The following is a 17,960-nucleotide window of genomic DNA, read 5'->3' as shown; positions in this document are numbered from 1 at the left end:
CTACTAAGCGTGGTCTTTATCTTTCTAGGTAAAACTATGCAAAAAAGTGAAAAAAAATTCTTCGACCATGATGATATTGATGGTTTCTTACATTTCGCGGTCTCGTACGCCAACCAACTTGGACTCCAAATAACCAAAATCATAGGTAGTGGTAAATTTGGAGTAGCCTTTTTAACGAACAGATGTACCGTCTTAAAGGTTACTACTGATGATTCTGAGGTTGAGTGCGCTCGTAGTGTGCTTGGGAAGAAGGTGCAATATCTTGCACGTGTATACGACGTGGTTAGTATGGGTGGGCTTTCAGCAATCCATCTTGAGTTGGTAAATGAGCTAACAAGATCCGATGTGACGACATTTGATTTAGTCGTGGATAAATTAGTCGATTCATACAAGTCCGGTGATGCTGTTACAGCTGAAGTTATATTGTCTTTCTCTAGTAGTCTCGGACAGAAAGGGGGCGATGGGATGTTTAATGACTTAAGTAATGGCATTAAGGAATTATCAGAGGCTGGTGGAAAACCTATAGACATAAGAACACGCAATATCGGGTACATCAGAGGCAACTACGTCTTGTTCGATCAGAAGTTTGTCTAGAACAGAATCAAAAGTTACTCCACGGATCTTTAATTTGCCCCCCATGGAACATTGCGATAAATCAAATCTATATCTTGGATCAAAAACCTATTGATAATACGCCTAGTTTCATAAAGACCAATGTGGCATTATCACACTAACTAGTTCGTATCGGATTTATAATGAACAAAAGTGAAAAGCGTATTTTTAACTTAGTGAGAGAATCTCTAAAAGCGGACATGATTCCTGAGAGTTACAAAGGTTTTATCGAGCACCCGATGTTTGGTCATTGCCATCATGCATCACTCGCTATGTACATTTTGCTTGGTGGAAAAGCGGCGGGTTACAAACTTCAGCGAGCAGTCGGCGATGATTCCGTAATTCACTATTGGTTGCTATCCCCGAGTAAAGAGATTATTGACCCAACTTCGGAACAGTACACTGAATTAGGCAGGGCGTTGCCATACTCAAACAAAAAAGATGATAGAGCTAGCTTTCGTAGAACGAGGTCAACACTGCGTGTTGTTGACTATGTTAATCAGCGTCTTTGATGTTTGATAAAAAAAGCCTGTCTCCGGACAGGCTATTAGTGGTAAGTTGTCTTAAAAATCAGTTTCTAGCAAGTCGTTCATCTTATCCCGACGTTCATTAACACGTTTTTTTAAGTCTTTGTTGTCGATTTTCTTCCAAGCTAGGTCTTCGTAATCGCCGTTCTCAACCATTTGATAATCTTGATAGGCTTCAATTCCTTCAAGCTTTTGCATTGCACGCCCCTTCTGGTAGTCGGCATAGCTTTCAGCATTATCAACAAGTTCTTTTTGTCCTTCATTAATCGCGCTACTTGCCGTATCGCCGATTTCTTTACCTAGTTTGCACATCCCCTCTTTGAACTTCTCTGTGGCCTTTTCTATACCTTTTTTAATAGCCTTGGATATAGCGGTGGACATGTCCATTCCTTTAGAGTTTCCTTGCATCATAGCTTCCAATGCACCCCATGAAGCCTGTAATGAAGAGAAGTCAGGCATCTCAATTTCTACGCCGCTTTGAGCAAGAATATCACAGAGGTTATTTTCGTCTTCGGCGACTTTCCTAGATAGGTTAGCTTTAGACCATTTCTGGTAGTCGTTGGTAGTTACCAACCTTTTCTGTTCTCGCTCCATCCCTTTTTTATACGATTCCATGAACCCTTGGAACTCAGCTTCACTACACACCAGACTTTGTGATGTGGCAGATTCAGCAGCTGCTCCGAAAGAAAAGGTAGATGTGCTTGCGAGTACAGCAACAAGAATGAGTTTGTTTTTAAACACAGTTTTATTGCTAGTTTACAAAAAAAGGATATTGATTAAAAATTTGCCTTACGAACCAGAGAGAAACATGACTAGCTTTATTGCAATTGGGTCGAATAGGTAAACCAGAGAAGTTCCAAGAACCATGATGATAAAAGCACACCAAGCCCCTGTCTGAGTTACAAATGTCGCATCAGGCCATAGTAGTTTGTTGAATTGACTCTTTAAAAAATGGATATCTGGTTTGATCATGAATTCCTCGATATTTATTATTTAACTAAAAAAAGATGCTTAGAAAGTACAAAGTCGCATTGGTCTTTTCAATTTTATCTTCTTTGCCATTTGGAAGTGCAGTGGCGGAAGGATACTTGGATAAAGATTTTAAATCGGAAAGAATGATTCAAAGGAAAGTTGGGAGTCAGAGTGATTACTTCCAATATGTTTTCTACTACCGCAAGGGGTTCGAGACTTTTGCTTCTAATCCAGATTATTTTTATCTCTGGAATGGCGAAAAGCAGACTCTGCCAGAGTTCATGAACTTAACGGGTCTAATGGAGAACAACAAGGCCACCGATAAGCGAGCGGCTGTTTTTATGGGGGCTGTAACTGATGGATACTGGGAAGATTCACCAAGAGAAAGAAATTCTCTTCGTTATATGGCTAAAATATATCAGAAAATTGAGAAGCCAAGGCGCGAGATATCGATTGGATTTGACTTAGGTGCTGCTGAAGCATTCCGGTTTGCGTGCATCAATAAAATGGATGCCGTTGTTCTCAGTCAAGGAGGGATTTACATTGATGAAGATTGCTCTCCCCAAAACATGGAAATGATCTACAGTGTTAACGTTAAGTCTCCAAAATTCCCCGTTGAACACAAGCAAGATTTTGACTTTAGAGGTAGGCATTCAGGGTACGAGACTAAAGAGCAACTTGTTAGTCTATTAAAGTGTAATAAGTCGCCAATAATTTCCAAGAGCGCTTCAGGTTCAGAGCTGAGGTACAAGTGTGCACATAACAACAACTTAGTTGTTCTTGAACATGATTTGGACGTTCATCAGTGGAATGGGTACGTGAATACACCAGAAGGCTTTTCTAACATGCAAGGGGAATCATCACCCTACCCTCTATTAAACTGGCTTAAATCTGAACTTCATGTAGAATAGACTTAATATTTATAGTCATTTTTATGAGAAAGTCAGTATGTTAAAAGTTACATTGACAGACGGCAACGGATTGATGAGATACCCTCGTAGTGCCGTCTCTCAAATTTTCGATACTTTTGGCCTTCCTAGTAACAACAAACTGTTTAGCTGTAATTTTAATAGCCGAAAGAAAGAAGTTATTAGAAAATATAAGAAAAGTGAGTTCAGTAAAGTCAAGATTATAGCGATAGAGCTCGTATTATATTCTCCAAATTTTTCAGAGTTTTACCGCAATACTCAATCAGTTAAGCTTCATAACACCATACAAAGATCTCTTGGTCTCGGACTATCCGCTGAGGCGTTTGGTTACTGTCTATATTTTGATATGTTTGAGAAGGCAATGCGCTCAACTTTCTACTTCGTTAATGAAGATAATGACGGTCGCACATTGTTTGCTAGTGGTATTTCTCGAAAGAATATAGCTGCTTTAGAAGAAAAGATTGATAAAAAGACCGTTTCTTATCCTCATACAAGTAGAAATCAAGATATTTTAAGAACTTATCGAGACCCTGATAAGGGCGATGTAGTTGAGGTTATAGAACCCCCTTTGAAAGAGCGACCTAGTGGTGAGTTGGCTCAGGTTCTGTTTGATTTTTCTGTATCAATGACAGATCCAATGGTGAATGCTGCTATTCAGAGGGCGTTGAAGGGTTTGGATTACGAGCGAGCTTCAGATCTACTAAGCGTATTCAATAAGCTAATTGAGCATAACGGCGACCCTAGCATAAACCCTATAGAGCTCCCTAAAAAGCACGCAAATAGCAAATGGGCTAAAGCCCCAGAATCACATCCTGTCGATACTTCTGAGGGAGTACTCGACATCTTTGACCTATAGTAGTTAACAAAAAAAAGGGGTGAAAACCCCTTTTTCTCCATTCAAAAGCCTTTTCAAAAATCCTACTCTTTCCCAATCAATATATTGTTTGAAGGAGTACATCGTGATTTCAGTTTATGCATACTGGATCTTTGTCGCCGTTTTAATCTTCATCCTTATGGAGTTTGTCTCCTATGAAGAGGTTGAAGAGCAAAATAGTATCGATAAGAGTCCAAAGCACTTAATGATTTTTAACCCTAAAAGTATTTTGATGGGTTCTTTGGTCATTGCCTTTCTATTAATTTCAATTCTAATCAACAGGTAACACAATGCGTTTCATAAGAAGCAATACTTTGCTAAAAAGTATCTTTATGCTTTGTGGGTTCCTACTGCTTTACCGCGTAGGTTCTCACACACCTATCCCCTTTGTTAACAAAGAGGTGTTTTCGGAGATATTCAACAACAATGCGAATGGCTTACTTGGAATGTACAACATCATGAATGGTGGTGCTTTGTCCAGAATGTCGGTGTTTACACTAGGCATAATGCCATATATTTCAGCTAGTATCGTAATGTTCATGTTTCAGCTGTTTCATCCCGATGTAAAGGAAATGGCTAAGCGTGAAGATGGTAGACTAAAGCTTGAAATGATGAAGCGATACCTTACAGTTGCAATTGTCTTCATGCAGGGGATTACGATAGCTACTGTCTTGCAATCACAATCAGTGAACGGTCAGCCAGTTGCGACTATAAATGGATTTGCGTTTTACGTTACAACTATTTTGTCTCTGATGGCTGGTACATTTAGTGTCGTTTGGATTGCTAATGTTATGACATTCATAGGGTTTGGTTCAGGTACAAGCTTAGTTATTGTGTTCGGTATTTTATCTTCAATGCCACAAAACATCATAACCATTGCGACAATGGCAGAAAATGGAAGTCTTAACATGCTTTCCATTCTAAGCCTAATTGCGTTTGTTTTGTTTAGTTTTGTCGTTGTTATCTTATTTGAAAATACAGAACGTCGCATTCCAGTCCAGAAGCCAGACCGCTTAGTTGGATCTAGAAAAAGCTATTTAACAATCAAAGCAAACCCTGTTGGCATAATGCCACCGATTTTTGCAGCGATTTGTCTATCAATGCCAGTGTCAATGATACAAATGTTAGGAAATAACGCACCAGACTTCCTTATCTGGGTGAGAAACTTTGTTTCACACGGCTCAATTGGCTATGCAATCTTCTATGCAACATTGGTCTTTGTGTTTGGTCTTGGTATGGCACGCGTTGTTCACAATCCTGATAAAATGTCAGAAGGGTTAATGAGGCAGGGTGCGATTATCCCGACAATGAGGCCGGGTAAGGATACTGAGCGTTACTTGAAGAAAGTTATCTACTCTCTTTCTCTAATTGCTTGTGTTTACTTGGTTGTGCTTTGCTCTATCCCTGAGTTCATCAATTACTATATGACGATCCCATTGTACCTCGGTGGTACTTCGATTCTTATCTTGGTGTCAGCTAGTTCTGATATGAAAAAGAACATTTATGGGATGCTCGAAACTAATGCATATAAAGACTTAGAGAATAAGCTTCTCTCTTGAGGTATTAATGAAAAGGAAAATAACATTTAGACAAGCTCTGACCGTCGCTTTTGGCGGTCATATTGCACTGCTGGTAGGGCTTACCCTTGCTTCATTATTCGAATCAGGGAATTCGCCGCAAACATCAACAAATCTGATTGCTCAAGAAGACTACATCGAAACGTACAGGGTGGAGTCTCAAATGGTAAGTGAGCAAAAAATTGCTGAACAAGTGGATGCCTACAAGAAGTTATTAGCTGATAACGCCTCGAAGGAGAAGTTAGCAGAGAGAAATGTACGTCAACTTCAAGCCAAAGAAGCGGAATTTAAAAGGCGAGTAAAAGAAGCCAAATCTCAATTATCTACTGTTGAGAGTCGATACAAAGAGACCTCAAAAGAGTTAGAGAAGGTTCGAAAGCAAAAGGATAAAGAGGCTAAAGATCTGGCAAAAAAGTTGGAGGCTGAGCAGCAGAAAGCGAGAGATGAACAAAAAGAGATCGTTGCAGATCAAAGGGAGGCTCAAGATAAAGCTGCTCGGCTAGAGGCTATGCGTCGAGATAACACTAAATTACTTCAAGAAGTTCAAGAGAATAATCGTGAATTAGAACGAGCACAACTTGCTAAAGCACGCGGCGTTTATGAGAGGACTATTCACGACAACTTGATTAAAAATTGGACGCTCCCATTCATGCGAAAAAGCGTAAATTGCAAAGTCGAGCTGTCAGTTACACCCACAGGGGTGATTCAATCTTTTAAGATCCACAAGCCTTGTGATGATCTGTATAAAAAGTCAATTGTCACAGCGATAGAAAAGACTGCCTTCTTGCCACGTGTGAATGAGACGGTTTTTAAAAACACAGAAATCGTTAATTTCATTGACAATTCTAATGGTGTTTATATCAAATAAATCCTTGTTGTAAAGGAATTGAAATTTTGATTAAACTATAGAGAAAATGTCTAGACTAAAATACAGTCATTTGTTTTCTCTGTTGGCACTGGCCTTTGCTCCGCTTGCTAATGCAGATATTTTTGACGAACTAGCTTCTGATAATAGTAATAGCCAAACAGACGTAGACAGTGCCTTCGCTGCCATTCTCGGTGACCTAGATGAGTCGACTACTAAGCCTGCATCAATGGAAAATAACCTTGAGAAGCCAAAGGCAAAGGTTGCTAAAGAAGACAATCTTTCGTCAGCTGTTGTAGATTTCGAAAAACTTTCAACGAGCACTAAGAAGAAAGAGATCTCTGTCTCTGAGTCGGATTCATACTACCTTAAAAACATTCCAACTAACTCAATGTTAGTTTTCAAAGACGAAGTAACTTTGCTTCCACGAGAAAATAGAGTCCATTATAAGGATGGAAAGCGAGTTTATGCTATTTCAACGACGAAGCCTGAGCCTGCAACATACTGTACTGTCATGTTAAATGAATCAGGTGTTGGTCGCCGTATTAAAACTGGTAATCAATATCCTATCGCTGACGTAATGGCGAAGACTGAACGATTCGATGTTGAGGGTGTTGGCTCAATGTACAAGCGAGAGGTTATTTTTGAGTTAGACCATAAGCACCTTAAGCGTGTTTACTGTATGTCTAATGAAAAACCTTCTGAGTTAGACTTGGGCGACCTTAAGGAGCTGTCTGGAGGCTCTCTAGAGGTACGGCTTAGGGAATTGCTAGATATCTAAAGCCTTAAATTGAATTTAAAAGAAGGCGTCATGTGGCAACACTGACGCCTTCTCTTATTTTGATTCTGGGATTGAGTAAGGTACAGAGTTTAAAAGTTTGAGACTAGTAATTCATAAACTCTTTTTCTGCTTTCAGTGCTTCTAGCTATGTTACGTCTTGTCAAAATGCGTCTTTGTCGATGTCTTTCATAGAGTCTCTTTGTCTGGGTGCAGTATGAGTTTGAAAGTACGAAATACGCTCCTATTTCATTAATGTGATCACACAATTCAGCGAGCTTTTCTTGATAACTCATTGGAAAGCCGTCAATAGAGTAGTCAAATTTAGATGCGGTTACTGGTACATATGGAGGATCTAAGTAAACCAAGTCACCTTTTTTAACTGACTTAATTGATTCAACAAAACCTTGATTTTTTATACTTGTGCACTTGAGTATATTAGAGCAATCTAAAATTATTCCTTCATCATAAAGGTCTTTGTGAGGATTTTTTCCATAACTGGTGTTGTACTCACCTTTTTTGTTAACTCGCCACAATCCGTTAAAGCCGAGCTTTTGCAAGAAGATGAACCTTGCAGCACGCTTTATAAGAGGTAGAGAGTGGAAAGAATCTAACCTATCCCATCCCCTAACTTCATAAAAACCCTCCTTGTCCTTAAGTGAGTCTAAAGCATCAAGTTCAGCAAGTAACTCATGCGGATGGTCACGTACAGCAATCATCGCAGAAACTAATTCTGGGTTAATGTCGCTTAGATGACTTAAGCACTTAGGGTCAAGATTGAAGAAGATGGTTCCTGCGCCGCAGAAAGGTTCGTGATACTGATTGCAAGACGGGGCTGATAGCAATACATCCGTAATTTTTGGTGCTAAATCTTGTTTACCACCAGCCCATCTGAAGTAAGTTTTAATCTTCGGTTGATTCATAAGTCAAAATTGGCTTCTGATTACTCTTTGCATTTTCAAAAATTTGCTTAGCGAGCTTATCATTGGCATCTAACATCATCTTAATACTGGAAAGTTGTGATTCTAACTCCGCAATTCGAGTAATAATACCACTTTCAATCAAATTGAACGTTTTATCGAGACTTTCGTTACTTTTTGAGTTGTTTTCGTTCGCATCAGTGCCACCTGTGCTTTCTTTGTGATTTGTGCTCTTCAGGTGGTCTGCACTAGGAGAAGCGTCAATCTCAGATTCTAGCGATGCAATTGCCTCAAGCAAACTTGCTTTTTGTTCTTCCATTACAGCTACTTTCTTTGGCTCAGTGTTTTTACTGTTCGCAATTTGAAGTTCGAGTTCATCAACCTTTTTTAGAAGATTTGCTCTTTCTGTAATAACAGCAAGCAACTTTCCATTTTCTCTTTGAAAATTGTTGTGTTGAGCTAGAATTAAGGCAATGCGTTTATGTTTGAGCTCTATAGCTTGACCTAGATAGCTCATTTCAGTATCGCTATTTAGTTGTATTAGATTTGTTTGTGGGAACTTATTAATGTATCCACGAACAGCTTCAATATTATTGTCACTAATATAGTCTGACAATGGTGATGCTATCGAGGTGATTGGAAGGCACATTATAGCTAGTGCCAAAGAAAGTTTGTTTCGCATTTTTATTTGATTATAAAGTTATCAGGTTAGAATACAAAGTCGATATTGAAATCTAAAGCCAGATTTTGTTCCATTATTAAAAAGACCACATGAAAATTAATAAGTACTTATATTTATCTATCTTACTTTCCCCTATGTCTGCTTATGCAATTTCTCCAGAGGAAACTATTTTAGCTCCTTTTTTTAGTTTTATATCTATTGTCGCAAACTTGGGCAACCTAATGCATGTCGTATTTATATTGGTAGGTATGTATAGCATTTATCAAATTGTCTCAACTCTATCTTCTAATGAAGACGGGCATCGCGCCGAAGAAAACAAAAAGAAACTCCCTTTCTATTTTGTAGGAGCGGCACTAGGTATGGGCTCTTTAGCTACTTCAGAACTTGTTCAAGAGACACTTTTTGGCTCAGGCTCTAGAAGTGCTGACAAATTTCAACTCGATAGAACTTTTGAACTAAAAAGCAAACATCTTGGTCAAGGTTAATAACTTAAACCGAACTGTATTTATCTATTTTTATTTGCAAGAATGAATATAACTTTGTAGAACTTAAATAAAAACTACTATGAAATTTCTAAGTAAGTTAAAAGCTGGTGCAGTTGCTCTTGCACTTTCACCAATGTCAGCAATGGCTGCTGATAAAAAAGGCTTCGGCGGCATTATTCAAACTATTAACGAAAACCTTGGTTATTTAACTGAGTTCTTCTCTCTAGCGCTAATTCTTTTTGGTATGTACTGTATTTACCAGTTAGTTATGACGTTCATGAACCGTGATGAGAACTCTCGCGATTACCCAATGAAAAACGTTCCATTTTACTTTATCGGTGCTGCACTTGGTTTAGGGGCAATGGCATTTAGTAAAACTGTTCAAGAAACATTATTTGGTAGTGCTGAAGGCACAAGCGGCGCAGATCAAAATATCTGGCAAACTAAAAATAGCGGCGGTAGTTAATCACTAACCTCCTTTGTAATTTTTTGCTTAACAATAAAAAAGGAACCAATGATCGGTTCCTTTTTTGTTTACCAGAGTATTTCTAACTCCCAGAGCATTAATGCCATTGCAATGAAACTGGTCAACGCCACCAAAAGACCTTCATTTTTACCGCTTTTCCAGAGGTTAAACGCGATCCCATCGTAAGTGGTGAATATTGGAATCTTTTGCTTGTTCGGTATATCACCGAGAAGGTGGACTAATCCACCACAAGCGAACCCGAATAAAGACGCAGCCACGCTCCCGTGCTCTATGAGTGGTAGGTCGTAGTAAGGCGTATCTATCCCTTTAACCGAACAATACGCATAAATGGCTAAAAGTGTCCAAAGAGCTATTATGTGAGTTATAGTCCGATGTGGTATTAGCGTTCTAGACTCCCCATTCTTCGTGACGCGTATTTCCAGCCAATCAGGAGCTGTTGCCCCAAGTACGCATGTAATCATAGCTAAAGCGGCTGGTATTGCGCCAACATTCTGATAACTAACCATTATCGGAAACACACTGAAAGCAAATCCGCATTGTGTATGACCTTTCCCTGTCATTTTACTTCACCTACGGTCACTAGATTGATGGACTGAGTGCCACTTTTTTTCAGTAAATTCATAGCATCAGCAACTGTTTGGTAGGGAAGCTTTCCATCCGATCTTAAATACACTTTTGTGTCTGATTCTTCCCTTAACACTGCGGCTATGAATGAAGAAATATCTGAAGGTTCTTTCTTTTCGTCAATCATTCCAAGCCTTGGCACGGTCAGGTATAAGTTCGCTTTATTATCTAAAGACACTATAACCGTGTTTGGGGTCATTGATTCTGGTGAATCTGACTTACCAACAGATACCTGAGGTACATCAATGTGAATGTTTGATGTAATAGTTGGTGTGGTTGCCATAAAGATGATCAGTAGAACGAGCATAACGTCAATCATTGGCACTATGTTCATTTCTACCTTCTCATCAACAGTAAACAATTGTCTTCTCATGCACCACCAATGATTTTCTTGTTATGTGAAGAGTGCAAAGAAGCCAAGACACGGGTCATGGTGTGGTTTAGTTCACCTACGATCCCGTTGCACGTAATAGAAAGAGTGCTAGCACCGATAGCAGCTGGAATGGCAGCGACGAGACCAATAGCAGTAGCTACTAAAGCCTCAATAATTCCGGGGGCGACCGTTTGCAGTGTAACGACCTTAGCGTCAGCTAGTCCTTGAAAGCTCACAAGAATGCCAATTACTGTTCCGAATAAGCCGATATAAGGGGCAGTGGAGGCGATAATTGATAATGTTGAGCAACCTTTACGAATGTTACTGTTATAGGTGTAAAGCATTGAATCAAGAGTTGCTTCAGCGCGTAATTGCGCATCCTCAACTTCCGACTTATTCTTGCACCCAACATAACAGCCATTTGCTTTACTGACAAAAGTACCAAGTTGTGAACCGATGGAACCGTCATCCATCATGCTAATTGCGTCACGTGGGTTTTTGTTTGATTGAAGTAAGTTAGTTGCTTTGTCTAAGCGTAGTTTTTCGATTGCAACGATACGGAATTTCCAAATCATTACTCCCCAAGAGAACACAGACATTCCCATGAGTATAAGCATTACAATTTGAACAACTAGGGATGATTCTAAAAATATGTGCGTAAGACTCATTTTTCCTCACATTTGTAGCACTATAGGTATGGGGAAAGGTAGTAAATTTAATAGAGCGTTCCAAGTGTTGAACGCTCCTTGATTGCAGGGTGTTAGAACAAAGTGTCTATAATTCTGTTTGCATCTGAGTAACCTTCAATAGATTTACCTTCTGCATTCATGATCATTGGAGTTCCTCGTAAACCCAATTTACGTCCTTTCACGTAACCATCTTTTACTTTGTTGAAGCCATCATCTGTTAAGTTAGATTTATCTACTTCCACAGACTTTGAGTTTATGAGTTTTTTGTATTCGGCAAGTTGAGTAACCTTATCTGCGATCCCCATGATCTCGATGTTCTTAAGTGTCTTATCTTCAGACAATCTATGCTCAAGGCTTCTTACAAAAGGGACTACTCTTATTTCAAATCCCTGCCTATTAAGCTCATCAAACTCTCCGTGTAACTTAACACAGTAGTGACAAGTTGGGTCGGAGAAAACATATAGGATTCCTTTTGTTTCTTCTAATTTGCTCTCAAACACAACAACATCATCAGGGGCGATAGATGCCAAGATTGGCTTAGCAATCAGTTGTTTAGCCTGCTGTGTTACGCTAACTTCATTTTTGAGGTCATATACTTCACCATCAATAATTACGTCACCTGCCTTATTAGAAAAGATGAACTCCCCGTCTTTTTCAATAGCGTAAAGGTCTTTGAATGATTCGACTTTTCCCAACACATTGTAAAAACTACTTTCTTCAATATTTTTAGCAGCTTCTTCGCTCAATGTATGGCTAACAAGATTTGTTGATATTTCACTCTTTTGAGTTTCGTCTAATGGTAATATTGCGGCATTTGATGCTACTGGAATCATCATTGCTGCAATTGTAAGAAGTTTCATTTTCATGCAAGAATTGTTTTAAGAAACAGTATGATATTTGCAGGATTTTTAAAAACATTTTTATGTCTAGTTATCACAAGCTTTCTGACGTAATTGGCAATTGTGACCTTGCATTGAAAGCTATCAATTCAACAGAAAATGAATATATTTATCAAGCAGCTACAGTGGTCGCTTGCAAAACTGGACACTCACTGGATATATGCGAAGAATATGTTCGGGATGCGATTAATAATGAACCTTCTGAATTTTCAGACCTTCGTATGCACGTTAAAGGCTTCAAAAATAGTCTTTTTACTAAGTCCAGTGAGGTTCTGTTATCGCCTAAACAAATGAAAATTTACCATGGGATTAAGGAGGTCGCAGGAATTGAACACAACTCAGTTATATAACCATTCTGTAGAATTGGCGACAAAGTTAATTCATTGTATTAGAAAATCAGATTTAGGTGAGGCACAACTCTGTTTACTTCAGACTGCAAAGTTTGCATTTGATGAAGCTTTGTATATCGAATATGAAGCGCTCTGTGAGTCAGCAACTGCAAGGGTAAAACAATGGCCTTTGTATAAAACAAAATCTTGTGTCTCGTTTTATGCGCATGAACTTGTACTAATGGTAAACAAGAACACTTTAGACTTTGGGGTTTTCATGAAGATGCTCCTTGAGATGTCTATTGGGTTAAAATTTAACGTGTTCACAGTCACATTTAAGTCAAGAAAGCACTTGATGACTAAAGAACAAGAAATCAAGCTACTGAAGGTTATCAACAATGAGTGATAGATTATCAACATCAGATGCTAAAGAAATACGTAAGCGTCTCAATGCGGCCTATTCTTCCGTTATTGTTTATGGGACTGGATTAGATGTTGCCCACATGCCAACATTTTCAATGAACTCGAAATACCAAGATCTGGTTTCTGAGTCAAAAAACAAGAAAACTCTTTGGAAATGGTTTCTCGAAAATGGGGCTGATGCTCAAATGCATCCATTTTTCCATAAGCTTCGTGAAATGAACGAAGACACCAAAAAGCTCGGTATACCAAACTTCTCTACTCACTACATTTTGAAAACTAGTGTTCTTAACACGATGTCTGATCTAGAGAGTACAGAAGGTTTTAATCTTTTAGAGTTAAATGGTAATGCTTTTGAAGCATTTGACCCTTCACAAGGACAATTGTTGCGCATTAACTCTCCCAAGCAGTTAGTTGATGGATTGGAGAATACATTCCCTAAAGGAAATTACGACTCTAAAAAGCGTGTAGTTGCCAATTTTGAGAGTGCTTATGTAAATGATCTGATTAACATTGCTGTGTTTATTGGTACGTCTGGTCGCTGCCCTGTTGTTGAAAGTATGTATAACAGAGCACTTGTGAACAAAGCATTTATTGTAGTCGTCAATACAGACAAACAGTGTTTTATGCACGACTTAGCTAATGTGAGTCTGACGTGTGATGCTCAACAGTTCTTAGATGATCTAAACACGTTCTATGTAACAGGTGAATTAAATGAACAGTGATAAAGCAATGGATTCTATTGACGCCACTAAAGAAGACTCTCTATGTAATAAAGATATTCAACTTGAGAGTGAAATGCATAGTCAGTGTTTCGAAGAAAGGTTTTTATCGTCCCGTGCATATCTCCCCGACTTAATAAAGCTTGTTGGTGAGGAATCAGCCCATGCTCTACGCTACTCAGAGTTTCCTCAATACATCACTGACGCAATGAACCACGCTTTAACTCTTTACTGTGCAAAGTATGAAATCTCCTCTGAAGAAGAAATATCTAGACTTTCGGAGTTAGTTGAAGACGTCGCTTTTAACATTGAGATCAATTTGATAGATAACAAAAAAAATCAGATAATAAACGAAATACGTAAAAACTCAGATGAGCGAAAAGAATAATATCGATGCTTGGGAAGATTTTGAAGATCCCTCGTTTCTTGAAAAATACAAGTTTCACTTAGTGGCTGCTGCCATTGCTTTAGCAGCCATTCCTTCCTATTTTCTGACAAAGACAAATCCTATTGGTGACGTCTACGCAGACTACATTAAGAACGACTTTAATAGTGCTGTTGGCGGTGCTGAAAAGATTATTAATGAAACAGGCGTTGATGAGTACGATAGGCAACGTGCTCTCACAGTGCTTTACAAGATTTACTCAACTCCTAACACTGGAATGATGGATCACAATAAGGCTGCGTTGTACGGAGAGTTGCTCTTTAAGTCTGGGAAGTCAGAAGTACTTGCAAGGAATGTTCTAAAGCACCTAAGTTCTTCAGAGAAAAGTATCAGGAAGAAAATTCCTTACCTAGAGTATTTGGCTCGCAAAGGGGATGATGTTGCAAAAAGAAGCCTTGTTGATTTTTACATTCAAGAAGGTGGTCGAGATTACAACAAGAAGGCTATTGACCTCCTTAAGATGTTGCCGCAAAAGCCTGAAATTAAGATGATGCAGGCAAAATTAATGTTGGATCGCAACAGCGGTCAATACAATATTCGCGGAGCAAATGCCCTTATTGAAGAGGCGTCAAGAATGGGTGATCCTGAAGGTTCGGCATACTTGGCATTAACAAAGCTTGAAGAATCGAAACGTAATGAGCGTGATTCGTCAGAGTTAGTTAGAGAATTTGTATTTCTAGCAAAGAGAGCACTAGAGGGTGGATATAGTGGCGATAGAGTTGGCGAACTACTCACCATAATTGAATTGGGTCGATATGATGTTCCACGCGATCCGAGTATTGTTGAAACATACAAACATTTACTGAAAGAAACGTCTCCGGAGGATTAATGCTTTCTACTCTTTTTGTTGGGGTTGCAGCCGTTGTGGCCTCAATGCCATTAAGTGCTTCTCAAGTCGTCATTCACGGAAACGAAAGTGTGCTTGTTGCAACTGTTGATGATGAGACGCGAGAAGTTCATTATGAGCCGTACGACTGTAAAGGGCTCTGTAACGAATCAATCTACATCTTTAAAGACTCAGGCTCTGTTACTATCAAACTACCCTCTTCGTCCAACCATATGACGCTAGATGAGGTTTATGCCTCAATATTGAATGGTGATTTAGTCGAAGTTGAGCTTTCCACTACGCAAAGTGTCAAAACCGAAGATTTTGTATCTCTGTTGGAGCACAACACTGAGCTTAAAAAAGCATTTGCTGAATTGGAGGGTGATGTAACGATCACTGGCAATTACAATATCGCCCAACGGGCAGTTGTTGTAAGCGTTTTTTCAGAAAAAGGTAGCTATACAACGACCATCAGTCTTGATTAAAGCTTTTTACGGTATGCATTAATTCTGCAACTTGTTGTTGGGCTTTGTCATCTGCCCTCTCCTTTTGAATGAGAAGTTTTTTTATTAATGACTCAGCAGCTGTTTTTTTTGCTATCAAATCACGCAATTTTTTGCTGTGGCCTTTAACTTGAAGCTCAATAGCAAAGATGTTTTGTTCTAAAACTACCTTGTTTGATGTGAGCATCTTTCTATATTTGTTGTGATTAGAAAGTGTGCCACCAGATACAACGCCAGACGGCATTATGCCGGAGTTGTTTAAAGTCTCGATGATATCTTTTAGTAGTGCATTCATCGTATTAAGTTGGTCTTTGGAACTTTGTAGTAACTTGTTCTCCACTTTGATCTGATCATCAAAGACTTTGACCGCAATATTTAGTTTTTCTATTTTTTTAGAAACACTTTTCAAATTTATAACTCCTTTTGAGGTAAATATGCGCAACATTCCTAACCAAAGTCCAATGGAACAACTGTTCACTGGCAAGTCTACAAAAACTGAAACTGCTTTAGACAAACTTAAGGAAAATGACCCTAAAAGAAAGGACGCTGAAGCTAAATTTGGTAACGCTATTGAACGAGCGAATGTAGAGGTTGTGTTACAAAACCCAAAGGAATCAACACCTGAAGGTGATTTAGATAGAAATCATCAGGTTAACTCTGGATCGGTGTTGTTGGCCTCTGAAACTAAGGTGTCTGAGTTGATCGCTCAGCAAGAATCTATAGTATCAAACTTATCAGGTAAAGTGTTGCCTACAAAAGCATCATCGCCTGTTGAAGGTAGGTTTGAAGAGAATGGGTTCGTTTTTACGCCAAAATCAGATCAGTCTGGAAATGATTTATTTTTAAAATCAACTGATTTCATCAAGCACGTTTTGGGAATTAAAGCTAATACATCGGATAAGTCATCTCAGTCAGAATTTGTCAAAGATGGGTTGGTAGCAACAAGTAATGATCGCGATGTAAAGGGTGAGCATTTTACAAAAGATTTAGATGCAAGATGGTCAATTCAAGATAAGGACATCAACCAGCCTTTTGACAAGAGCGCTTCACCGACAAAATCTCCATCTGTAAAGGTTGAGGTTCAGCAAAGCAATCTAACTCAACAAGTCATGGTAACAGAGCTCTCTACCGATGCAGATACACCGAATGAAGTTCGACAGATAGTACGTTCAGAGAAAACAACTTTATCTGGCATAGAAAACTCACTACGCAACTTTGCACAGGAAATTTCTCACACTAAACAAGAGAAGATTTCTAGCAACGAGCTAAAACTAACTCTTCGTCCAGTTCATCTTGGTGAAGTGAAAGTAGAAGTTATACGTGAGCAAGATAAAGTTCGAGTAAATGTAATCACTTCAACAGACGAAGCTAAGCAATACATAAACCAAAATAGAGAGACCTTAACTTCTACTCTATCTGAATCTTTAGGTAAGGGTGTTGATGTGAACATTGGTAATGGTTCTGATAAACACAGAGAGCATCAAGAAAAGCACACTAGTAACAAATTCAGCAACAAAGGAAACGCGAAAGCTGAAGTTTCAGACCTAGATGTAGATCAACGGTCTTATTCTTCTACAATCTCTATATCTTGATAAAGGGTCACTTAGGTGACCTTTTAAACTTCTGAGTTAATTGCTTTTTTTACCTTAAATGTAATTTGTTTTAAAAAACACTTAAGGAATGTTTTGTGCGTGTCGAACGTAGTTACAGATAAATTAAAACTACAAGACAAGAACAAAATGCTTTCAATTAATACTAACCTTAACGCTAGCAATGCATCTACGCAGATTGCTAACTCTCAAAAAGCTGTAAACACAGCATCAGAACGCCTAACTACTGGTCTAAGAATCAATAAAGCTGGTGATGACGTTGCTGGTATGGGTCTTGCGACTCGCCTAGAAAAAGCGTCTACTCAAACTGCACAGTACATGGAAAATGCTGCTAACGGTGTTAGCCTTATCCAAACAGCTGATGCGGCTCTAAAACAACAACAAGAGCTTACTGCTCGTATGCAGGAGTTAGCTTATCAAGCCGAGAACGGAACCAATTCAACTAAAGACGTAGAGTTGATTCAGAAAGAGTTCGACCAACTAGCTAAAGAACTGCTTCGTAATACTCAAAGCGTTGAGTACAATGGTACAAAACTTCTTGATGGTAACCTTAGTGCAAGCGTAGCTGTTGGTGAAGGAACAGATAACCAAGTAGGTATTTCTGTTGCTGGTAATGCTAACGTTGGCGCTGCTGGCGGCAAGATTATTGACGACAAAGGCGTTGTAGCAATTAAGCTTACAGACGTGGATGGAGATGGCGACGCTACGACAAAAGCTACTGGTGATCAGTGGAAGACTGCTGTACATGACGTACTACAAGGTTACCAAGACCACCTAACAAGCCAACGTGCAGATTTAGGTGCAGCTCAAAA

25 protein-coding genes are annotated in these 17,960 nt (G+C 39.0%); 16 read left to right on the top strand and 9 right to left on the bottom strand.

Going from position 1 to position 17,960, the window contains the following annotated elements:
* The first annotated feature begins 36 nt into the window (after window positions 1–36).
* Complete coding sequence (locus KJB35_RS04330) at window positions 37–594, top strand: hypothetical protein (protein ID WP_285469277.1); 558 nt, start codon at window positions 37–39, stop codon at window positions 592–594.
* A gap of 161 nt (window positions 595–755) precedes the next feature.
* Window positions 756–1,124, top strand: coding sequence for a hypothetical protein (locus KJB35_RS04325; protein ID WP_285469276.1), 369 nt, complete (start codon window positions 756–758; stop codon window positions 1,122–1,124).
* 51 nt (window positions 1,125–1,175) lie between these two features.
* On the opposite strand, the gene KJB35_RS04320 is transcribed toward KJB35_RS04325, so the two are convergent.
* A complete protein-coding gene (locus KJB35_RS04320; protein ID WP_285469275.1) occupies window positions 1,176–1,880 on the bottom strand; it encodes a hypothetical protein in 705 nt (234 codons plus the stop codon).
* Window positions 1,881–1,928: 48 nt separating this feature from the next.
* Complete coding sequence (locus KJB35_RS04315; protein WP_285469274.1) at window positions 1,929–2,111, bottom strand: hypothetical protein; 183 nt, start codon at window positions 2,109–2,111, stop codon at window positions 1,929–1,931.
* Between the two features lie 35 nt (window positions 2,112–2,146).
* Here KJB35_RS04315 and KJB35_RS04310 point away from each other — a divergent pair, with 35 nt between their 5' ends.
* The 5 genes from KJB35_RS04310 to KJB35_RS04290 all read left to right on the top strand — a co-directional run bounded on the left by KJB35_RS04310 (window position 2,147) and on the right by KJB35_RS04290 (window position 7,137).
* Window positions 2,147–3,022: a hypothetical protein gene (locus KJB35_RS04310; RefSeq protein WP_285469273.1), complete on the top strand. Its 876-nt coding sequence runs from the start codon at window positions 2,147–2,149 to the stop codon at window positions 3,020–3,022.
* A gap of 37 nt (window positions 3,023–3,059) precedes the next feature.
* Window positions 3,060–3,896, top strand: coding sequence for a hypothetical protein (locus tag KJB35_RS04305; RefSeq protein ID WP_285469272.1), 837 nt, complete (start codon window positions 3,060–3,062; stop codon window positions 3,894–3,896).
* Between the two features lie 308 nt (window positions 3,897–4,204).
* Window positions 4,205–5,473 carry a preprotein translocase subunit SecY gene (secY, locus tag KJB35_RS04300; RefSeq protein WP_285469271.1) on the top strand — a complete coding sequence of 423 codons (1,269 nt, stop codon included), beginning with the start codon at window positions 4,205–4,207 and terminating at the stop codon, window positions 5,471–5,473.
* 7 nt (window positions 5,474–5,480) lie between these two features.
* Window positions 5,481–6,359 carry a TonB C-terminal domain-containing protein gene (locus tag KJB35_RS04295; RefSeq protein WP_285469270.1) on the top strand — a complete coding sequence of 293 codons (879 nt, stop codon included), beginning with the start codon at window positions 5,481–5,483 and terminating at the stop codon, window positions 6,357–6,359.
* Between the two features lie 46 nt (window positions 6,360–6,405).
* A complete protein-coding gene (locus tag KJB35_RS04290) occupies window positions 6,406–7,137 on the top strand; it encodes a hypothetical protein (RefSeq protein ID WP_285469269.1) in 732 nt (243 codons plus the stop codon).
* 89 nt (window positions 7,138–7,226) lie between these two features.
* Here the strand turns inward: KJB35_RS04290 and KJB35_RS04285 are convergent, their stop codons facing one another.
* Window positions 7,227–8,057 carry a Dam family site-specific DNA-(adenine-N6)-methyltransferase gene (locus tag KJB35_RS04285; RefSeq protein WP_285469268.1) on the bottom strand — a complete coding sequence of 277 codons (831 nt, stop codon included), beginning with the start codon at window positions 8,055–8,057 and terminating at the stop codon, window positions 7,227–7,229.
* On the bottom strand, window positions 8,038–8,736 hold the full coding sequence (locus tag KJB35_RS04280) for a hypothetical protein (RefSeq protein ID WP_285469267.1): 699 nt from the start codon (window positions 8,734–8,736) through the stop codon (window positions 8,038–8,040). Before KJB35_RS04280 ends, KJB35_RS04285 begins: the two co-directional genes overlap by 20 nt.
* Window positions 8,737–8,825: 89 nt before the next feature.
* Between KJB35_RS04280 and KJB35_RS04275 the strand changes: the two genes are divergently transcribed.
* Both KJB35_RS04275 and KJB35_RS04270 read left to right on the top strand, forming a co-directional pair.
* On the top strand, window positions 8,826–9,221 hold the full coding sequence (locus KJB35_RS04275) for a hypothetical protein (protein ID WP_285469266.1): 396 nt from the start codon (window positions 8,826–8,828) through the stop codon (window positions 9,219–9,221).
* 79 nt (window positions 9,222–9,300) lie between these two features.
* Window positions 9,301–9,687, top strand: coding sequence for a hypothetical protein (locus KJB35_RS04270; protein WP_285469265.1), 387 nt, complete (start codon window positions 9,301–9,303; stop codon window positions 9,685–9,687).
* A gap of 68 nt (window positions 9,688–9,755) precedes the next feature.
* Here the strand turns inward: KJB35_RS04270 and KJB35_RS04265 are convergent, their stop codons facing one another.
* From KJB35_RS04265 to KJB35_RS04250, 4 genes are all read right to left on the bottom strand, one after another.
* Window positions 9,756–10,268, bottom strand: coding sequence for a metal-dependent hydrolase (locus KJB35_RS04265; protein WP_285469264.1), 513 nt, complete (start codon window positions 10,266–10,268; stop codon window positions 9,756–9,758).
* A complete protein-coding gene (locus tag KJB35_RS04260) occupies window positions 10,265–10,705 on the bottom strand; it encodes a biopolymer transporter ExbD (RefSeq protein ID WP_285469263.1) in 441 nt (146 codons plus the stop codon). The genes KJB35_RS04265 and KJB35_RS04260 overlap by 4 nt, the downstream gene beginning before the upstream one ends.
* Window positions 10,702–11,280, bottom strand: a complete 579-nt coding sequence (locus KJB35_RS04255; protein ID WP_285469262.1) for a MotA/TolQ/ExbB proton channel family protein — start codon at window positions 11,278–11,280, stop codon at window positions 10,702–10,704. The genes KJB35_RS04260 and KJB35_RS04255 overlap by 4 nt, the downstream gene beginning before the upstream one ends.
* 185 nt (window positions 11,281–11,465) lie before the next feature.
* Entirely contained in the window at window positions 11,466–12,260 is a 795-nt protein-coding gene (locus tag KJB35_RS04250) for a thioredoxin fold domain-containing protein (protein ID WP_285469261.1), read from the bottom strand.
* Between the two features lie 56 nt (window positions 12,261–12,316).
* On the opposite strand from KJB35_RS04250, the gene KJB35_RS04245 reads away from it, so the two are divergent.
* From KJB35_RS04245 to KJB35_RS04225, 5 genes are all read left to right on the top strand, one after another.
* Window positions 12,317–12,643 (top strand): hypothetical protein, encoded by a 327-nt coding sequence (locus KJB35_RS04245; protein WP_285469260.1) that lies wholly within the window; start codon window positions 12,317–12,319, stop codon window positions 12,641–12,643.
* A gap of 377 nt (window positions 12,644–13,020) precedes the next feature.
* Window positions 13,021–13,767, top strand: coding sequence for a hypothetical protein (locus tag KJB35_RS04240; protein WP_285469259.1), 747 nt, complete (start codon window positions 13,021–13,023; stop codon window positions 13,765–13,767).
* Window positions 13,757–14,152, top strand: coding sequence for a hypothetical protein (locus KJB35_RS04235; protein ID WP_285469258.1), 396 nt, complete (start codon window positions 13,757–13,759; stop codon window positions 14,150–14,152). The genes KJB35_RS04240 and KJB35_RS04235 overlap by 11 nt, the downstream gene beginning before the upstream one ends.
* Window positions 14,136–15,038, top strand: a complete 903-nt coding sequence (locus KJB35_RS04230; protein WP_285469256.1) for a hypothetical protein — start codon at window positions 14,136–14,138, stop codon at window positions 15,036–15,038. Before KJB35_RS04235 ends, KJB35_RS04230 begins: the two co-directional genes overlap by 17 nt.
* Window positions 15,038–15,520, top strand: coding sequence for a hypothetical protein (locus tag KJB35_RS04225; protein WP_285469255.1), 483 nt, complete (start codon window positions 15,038–15,040; stop codon window positions 15,518–15,520). The genes KJB35_RS04230 and KJB35_RS04225 overlap by 1 nt, the downstream gene beginning before the upstream one ends.
* Here KJB35_RS04225 and KJB35_RS04220 read toward each other — a convergent pair.
* The gene (locus KJB35_RS04220) at window positions 15,507–15,947 is read right to left on the bottom strand and encodes a hypothetical protein (RefSeq protein ID WP_285469254.1); all 441 of its coding nucleotides are present in this window, start codon (window positions 15,945–15,947) and stop codon (window positions 15,507–15,509) included. The two genes, KJB35_RS04225 and KJB35_RS04220, sit on opposite strands and share 14 nt — an antisense overlap.
* A gap of 25 nt (window positions 15,948–15,972) precedes the next feature.
* On the opposite strand from KJB35_RS04220, the gene KJB35_RS04215 reads away from it, so the two are divergent.
* Entirely contained in the window at window positions 15,973–17,130 is a 1,158-nt protein-coding gene (locus KJB35_RS04215) for a flagellar hook-length control protein FliK (protein WP_285469253.1), read from the top strand.
* Between the two features lie 99 nt (window positions 17,131–17,229).
* Window positions 17,230–17,960 (top strand): hypothetical protein (locus tag KJB35_RS04210; RefSeq protein WP_285469252.1); only part of this gene is annotated, 731 nt, incomplete at its 3' end.

The sequence above is a fragment of the Vibrio sp. D431a genome (assembly GCF_030248655.1).
Lineage (GTDB): Bacteria > Pseudomonadota > Gammaproteobacteria > Enterobacterales > Vibrionaceae > Vibrio > Vibrio alginolyticus.
The sequence above is the reverse complement of the archived record's forward strand: the minus strand, read 5'-3'. Positions and strand labels throughout refer to the sequence as shown.

Coding starts and splice junctions, on each gene's coding strand:
- KJB35_RS04225 (WP_285469255.1), top strand. CDS start 15,038: ATGCTTTCTACTCTTTTTGTTGGGGTTGCAGCCGTTGTGGCCTCAATG.
- KJB35_RS04325 (WP_285469276.1), top strand. CDS start 756: ATGAACAAAAGTGAAAAGCGTATTTTTAACTTAGTGAGAGAATCTCTA.
- KJB35_RS04240 (WP_285469259.1), top strand. CDS start 13,021: ATGAGTGATAGATTATCAACATCAGATGCTAAAGAAATACGTAAGCGT.
- KJB35_RS04245 (WP_285469260.1), top strand. CDS start 12,317: ATGTCTAGTTATCACAAGCTTTCTGACGTAATTGGCAATTGTGACCTT.
- KJB35_RS04260 (WP_285469263.1), bottom strand. CDS start 10,705: ATGAGAAGACAATTGTTTACTGTTGATGAGAAGGTAGAAATGAACATA.
- KJB35_RS04255 (WP_285469262.1), bottom strand. CDS start 11,280: ATGATTTGGAAATTCCGTATCGTTGCAATCGAAAAACTACGCTTAGAC.
- KJB35_RS04315 (WP_285469274.1), bottom strand. CDS start 2,111: ATGATCAAACCAGATATCCATTTTTTAAAGAGTCAATTCAACAAACTA.
- KJB35_RS04250 (WP_285469261.1), bottom strand. CDS start 12,260: ATGAAAATGAAACTTCTTACAATTGCAGCAATGATGATTCCAGTAGCA.
- KJB35_RS04330 (WP_285469277.1), top strand. CDS start 37: ATGCAAAAAAGTGAAAAAAAATTCTTCGACCATGATGATATTGATGGT.
- secY (WP_285469271.1), top strand. CDS start 4,205: ATGCGTTTCATAAGAAGCAATACTTTGCTAAAAAGTATCTTTATGCTT.
- KJB35_RS04295 (WP_285469270.1), top strand. CDS start 5,481: ATGAAAAGGAAAATAACATTTAGACAAGCTCTGACCGTCGCTTTTGGC.
- KJB35_RS04265 (WP_285469264.1), bottom strand. CDS start 10,268: ATGACAGGGAAAGGTCATACACAATGCGGATTTGCTTTCAGTGTGTTT.
- KJB35_RS04290 (WP_285469269.1), top strand. CDS start 6,406: ATGTCTAGACTAAAATACAGTCATTTGTTTTCTCTGTTGGCACTGGCC.
- KJB35_RS04215 (WP_285469253.1), top strand. CDS start 15,973: ATGCGCAACATTCCTAACCAAAGTCCAATGGAACAACTGTTCACTGGC.
- KJB35_RS04270 (WP_285469265.1), top strand. CDS start 9,301: ATGAAATTTCTAAGTAAGTTAAAAGCTGGTGCAGTTGCTCTTGCACTT.
- KJB35_RS04275 (WP_285469266.1), top strand. CDS start 8,826: ATGAAAATTAATAAGTACTTATATTTATCTATCTTACTTTCCCCTATG.
- KJB35_RS04310 (WP_285469273.1), top strand. CDS start 2,147: ATGCTTAGAAAGTACAAAGTCGCATTGGTCTTTTCAATTTTATCTTCT.
- KJB35_RS04230 (WP_285469256.1), top strand. CDS start 14,136: ATGAGCGAAAAGAATAATATCGATGCTTGGGAAGATTTTGAAGATCCC.
- KJB35_RS04285 (WP_285469268.1), bottom strand. CDS start 8,057: ATGAATCAACCGAAGATTAAAACTTACTTCAGATGGGCTGGTGGTAAA.
- KJB35_RS04235 (WP_285469258.1), top strand. CDS start 13,757: ATGAACAGTGATAAAGCAATGGATTCTATTGACGCCACTAAAGAAGAC.
- KJB35_RS04280 (WP_285469267.1), bottom strand. CDS start 8,736: ATGCGAAACAAACTTTCTTTGGCACTAGCTATAATGTGCCTTCCAATC.
- KJB35_RS04305 (WP_285469272.1), top strand. CDS start 3,060: ATGTTAAAAGTTACATTGACAGACGGCAACGGATTGATGAGATACCCT.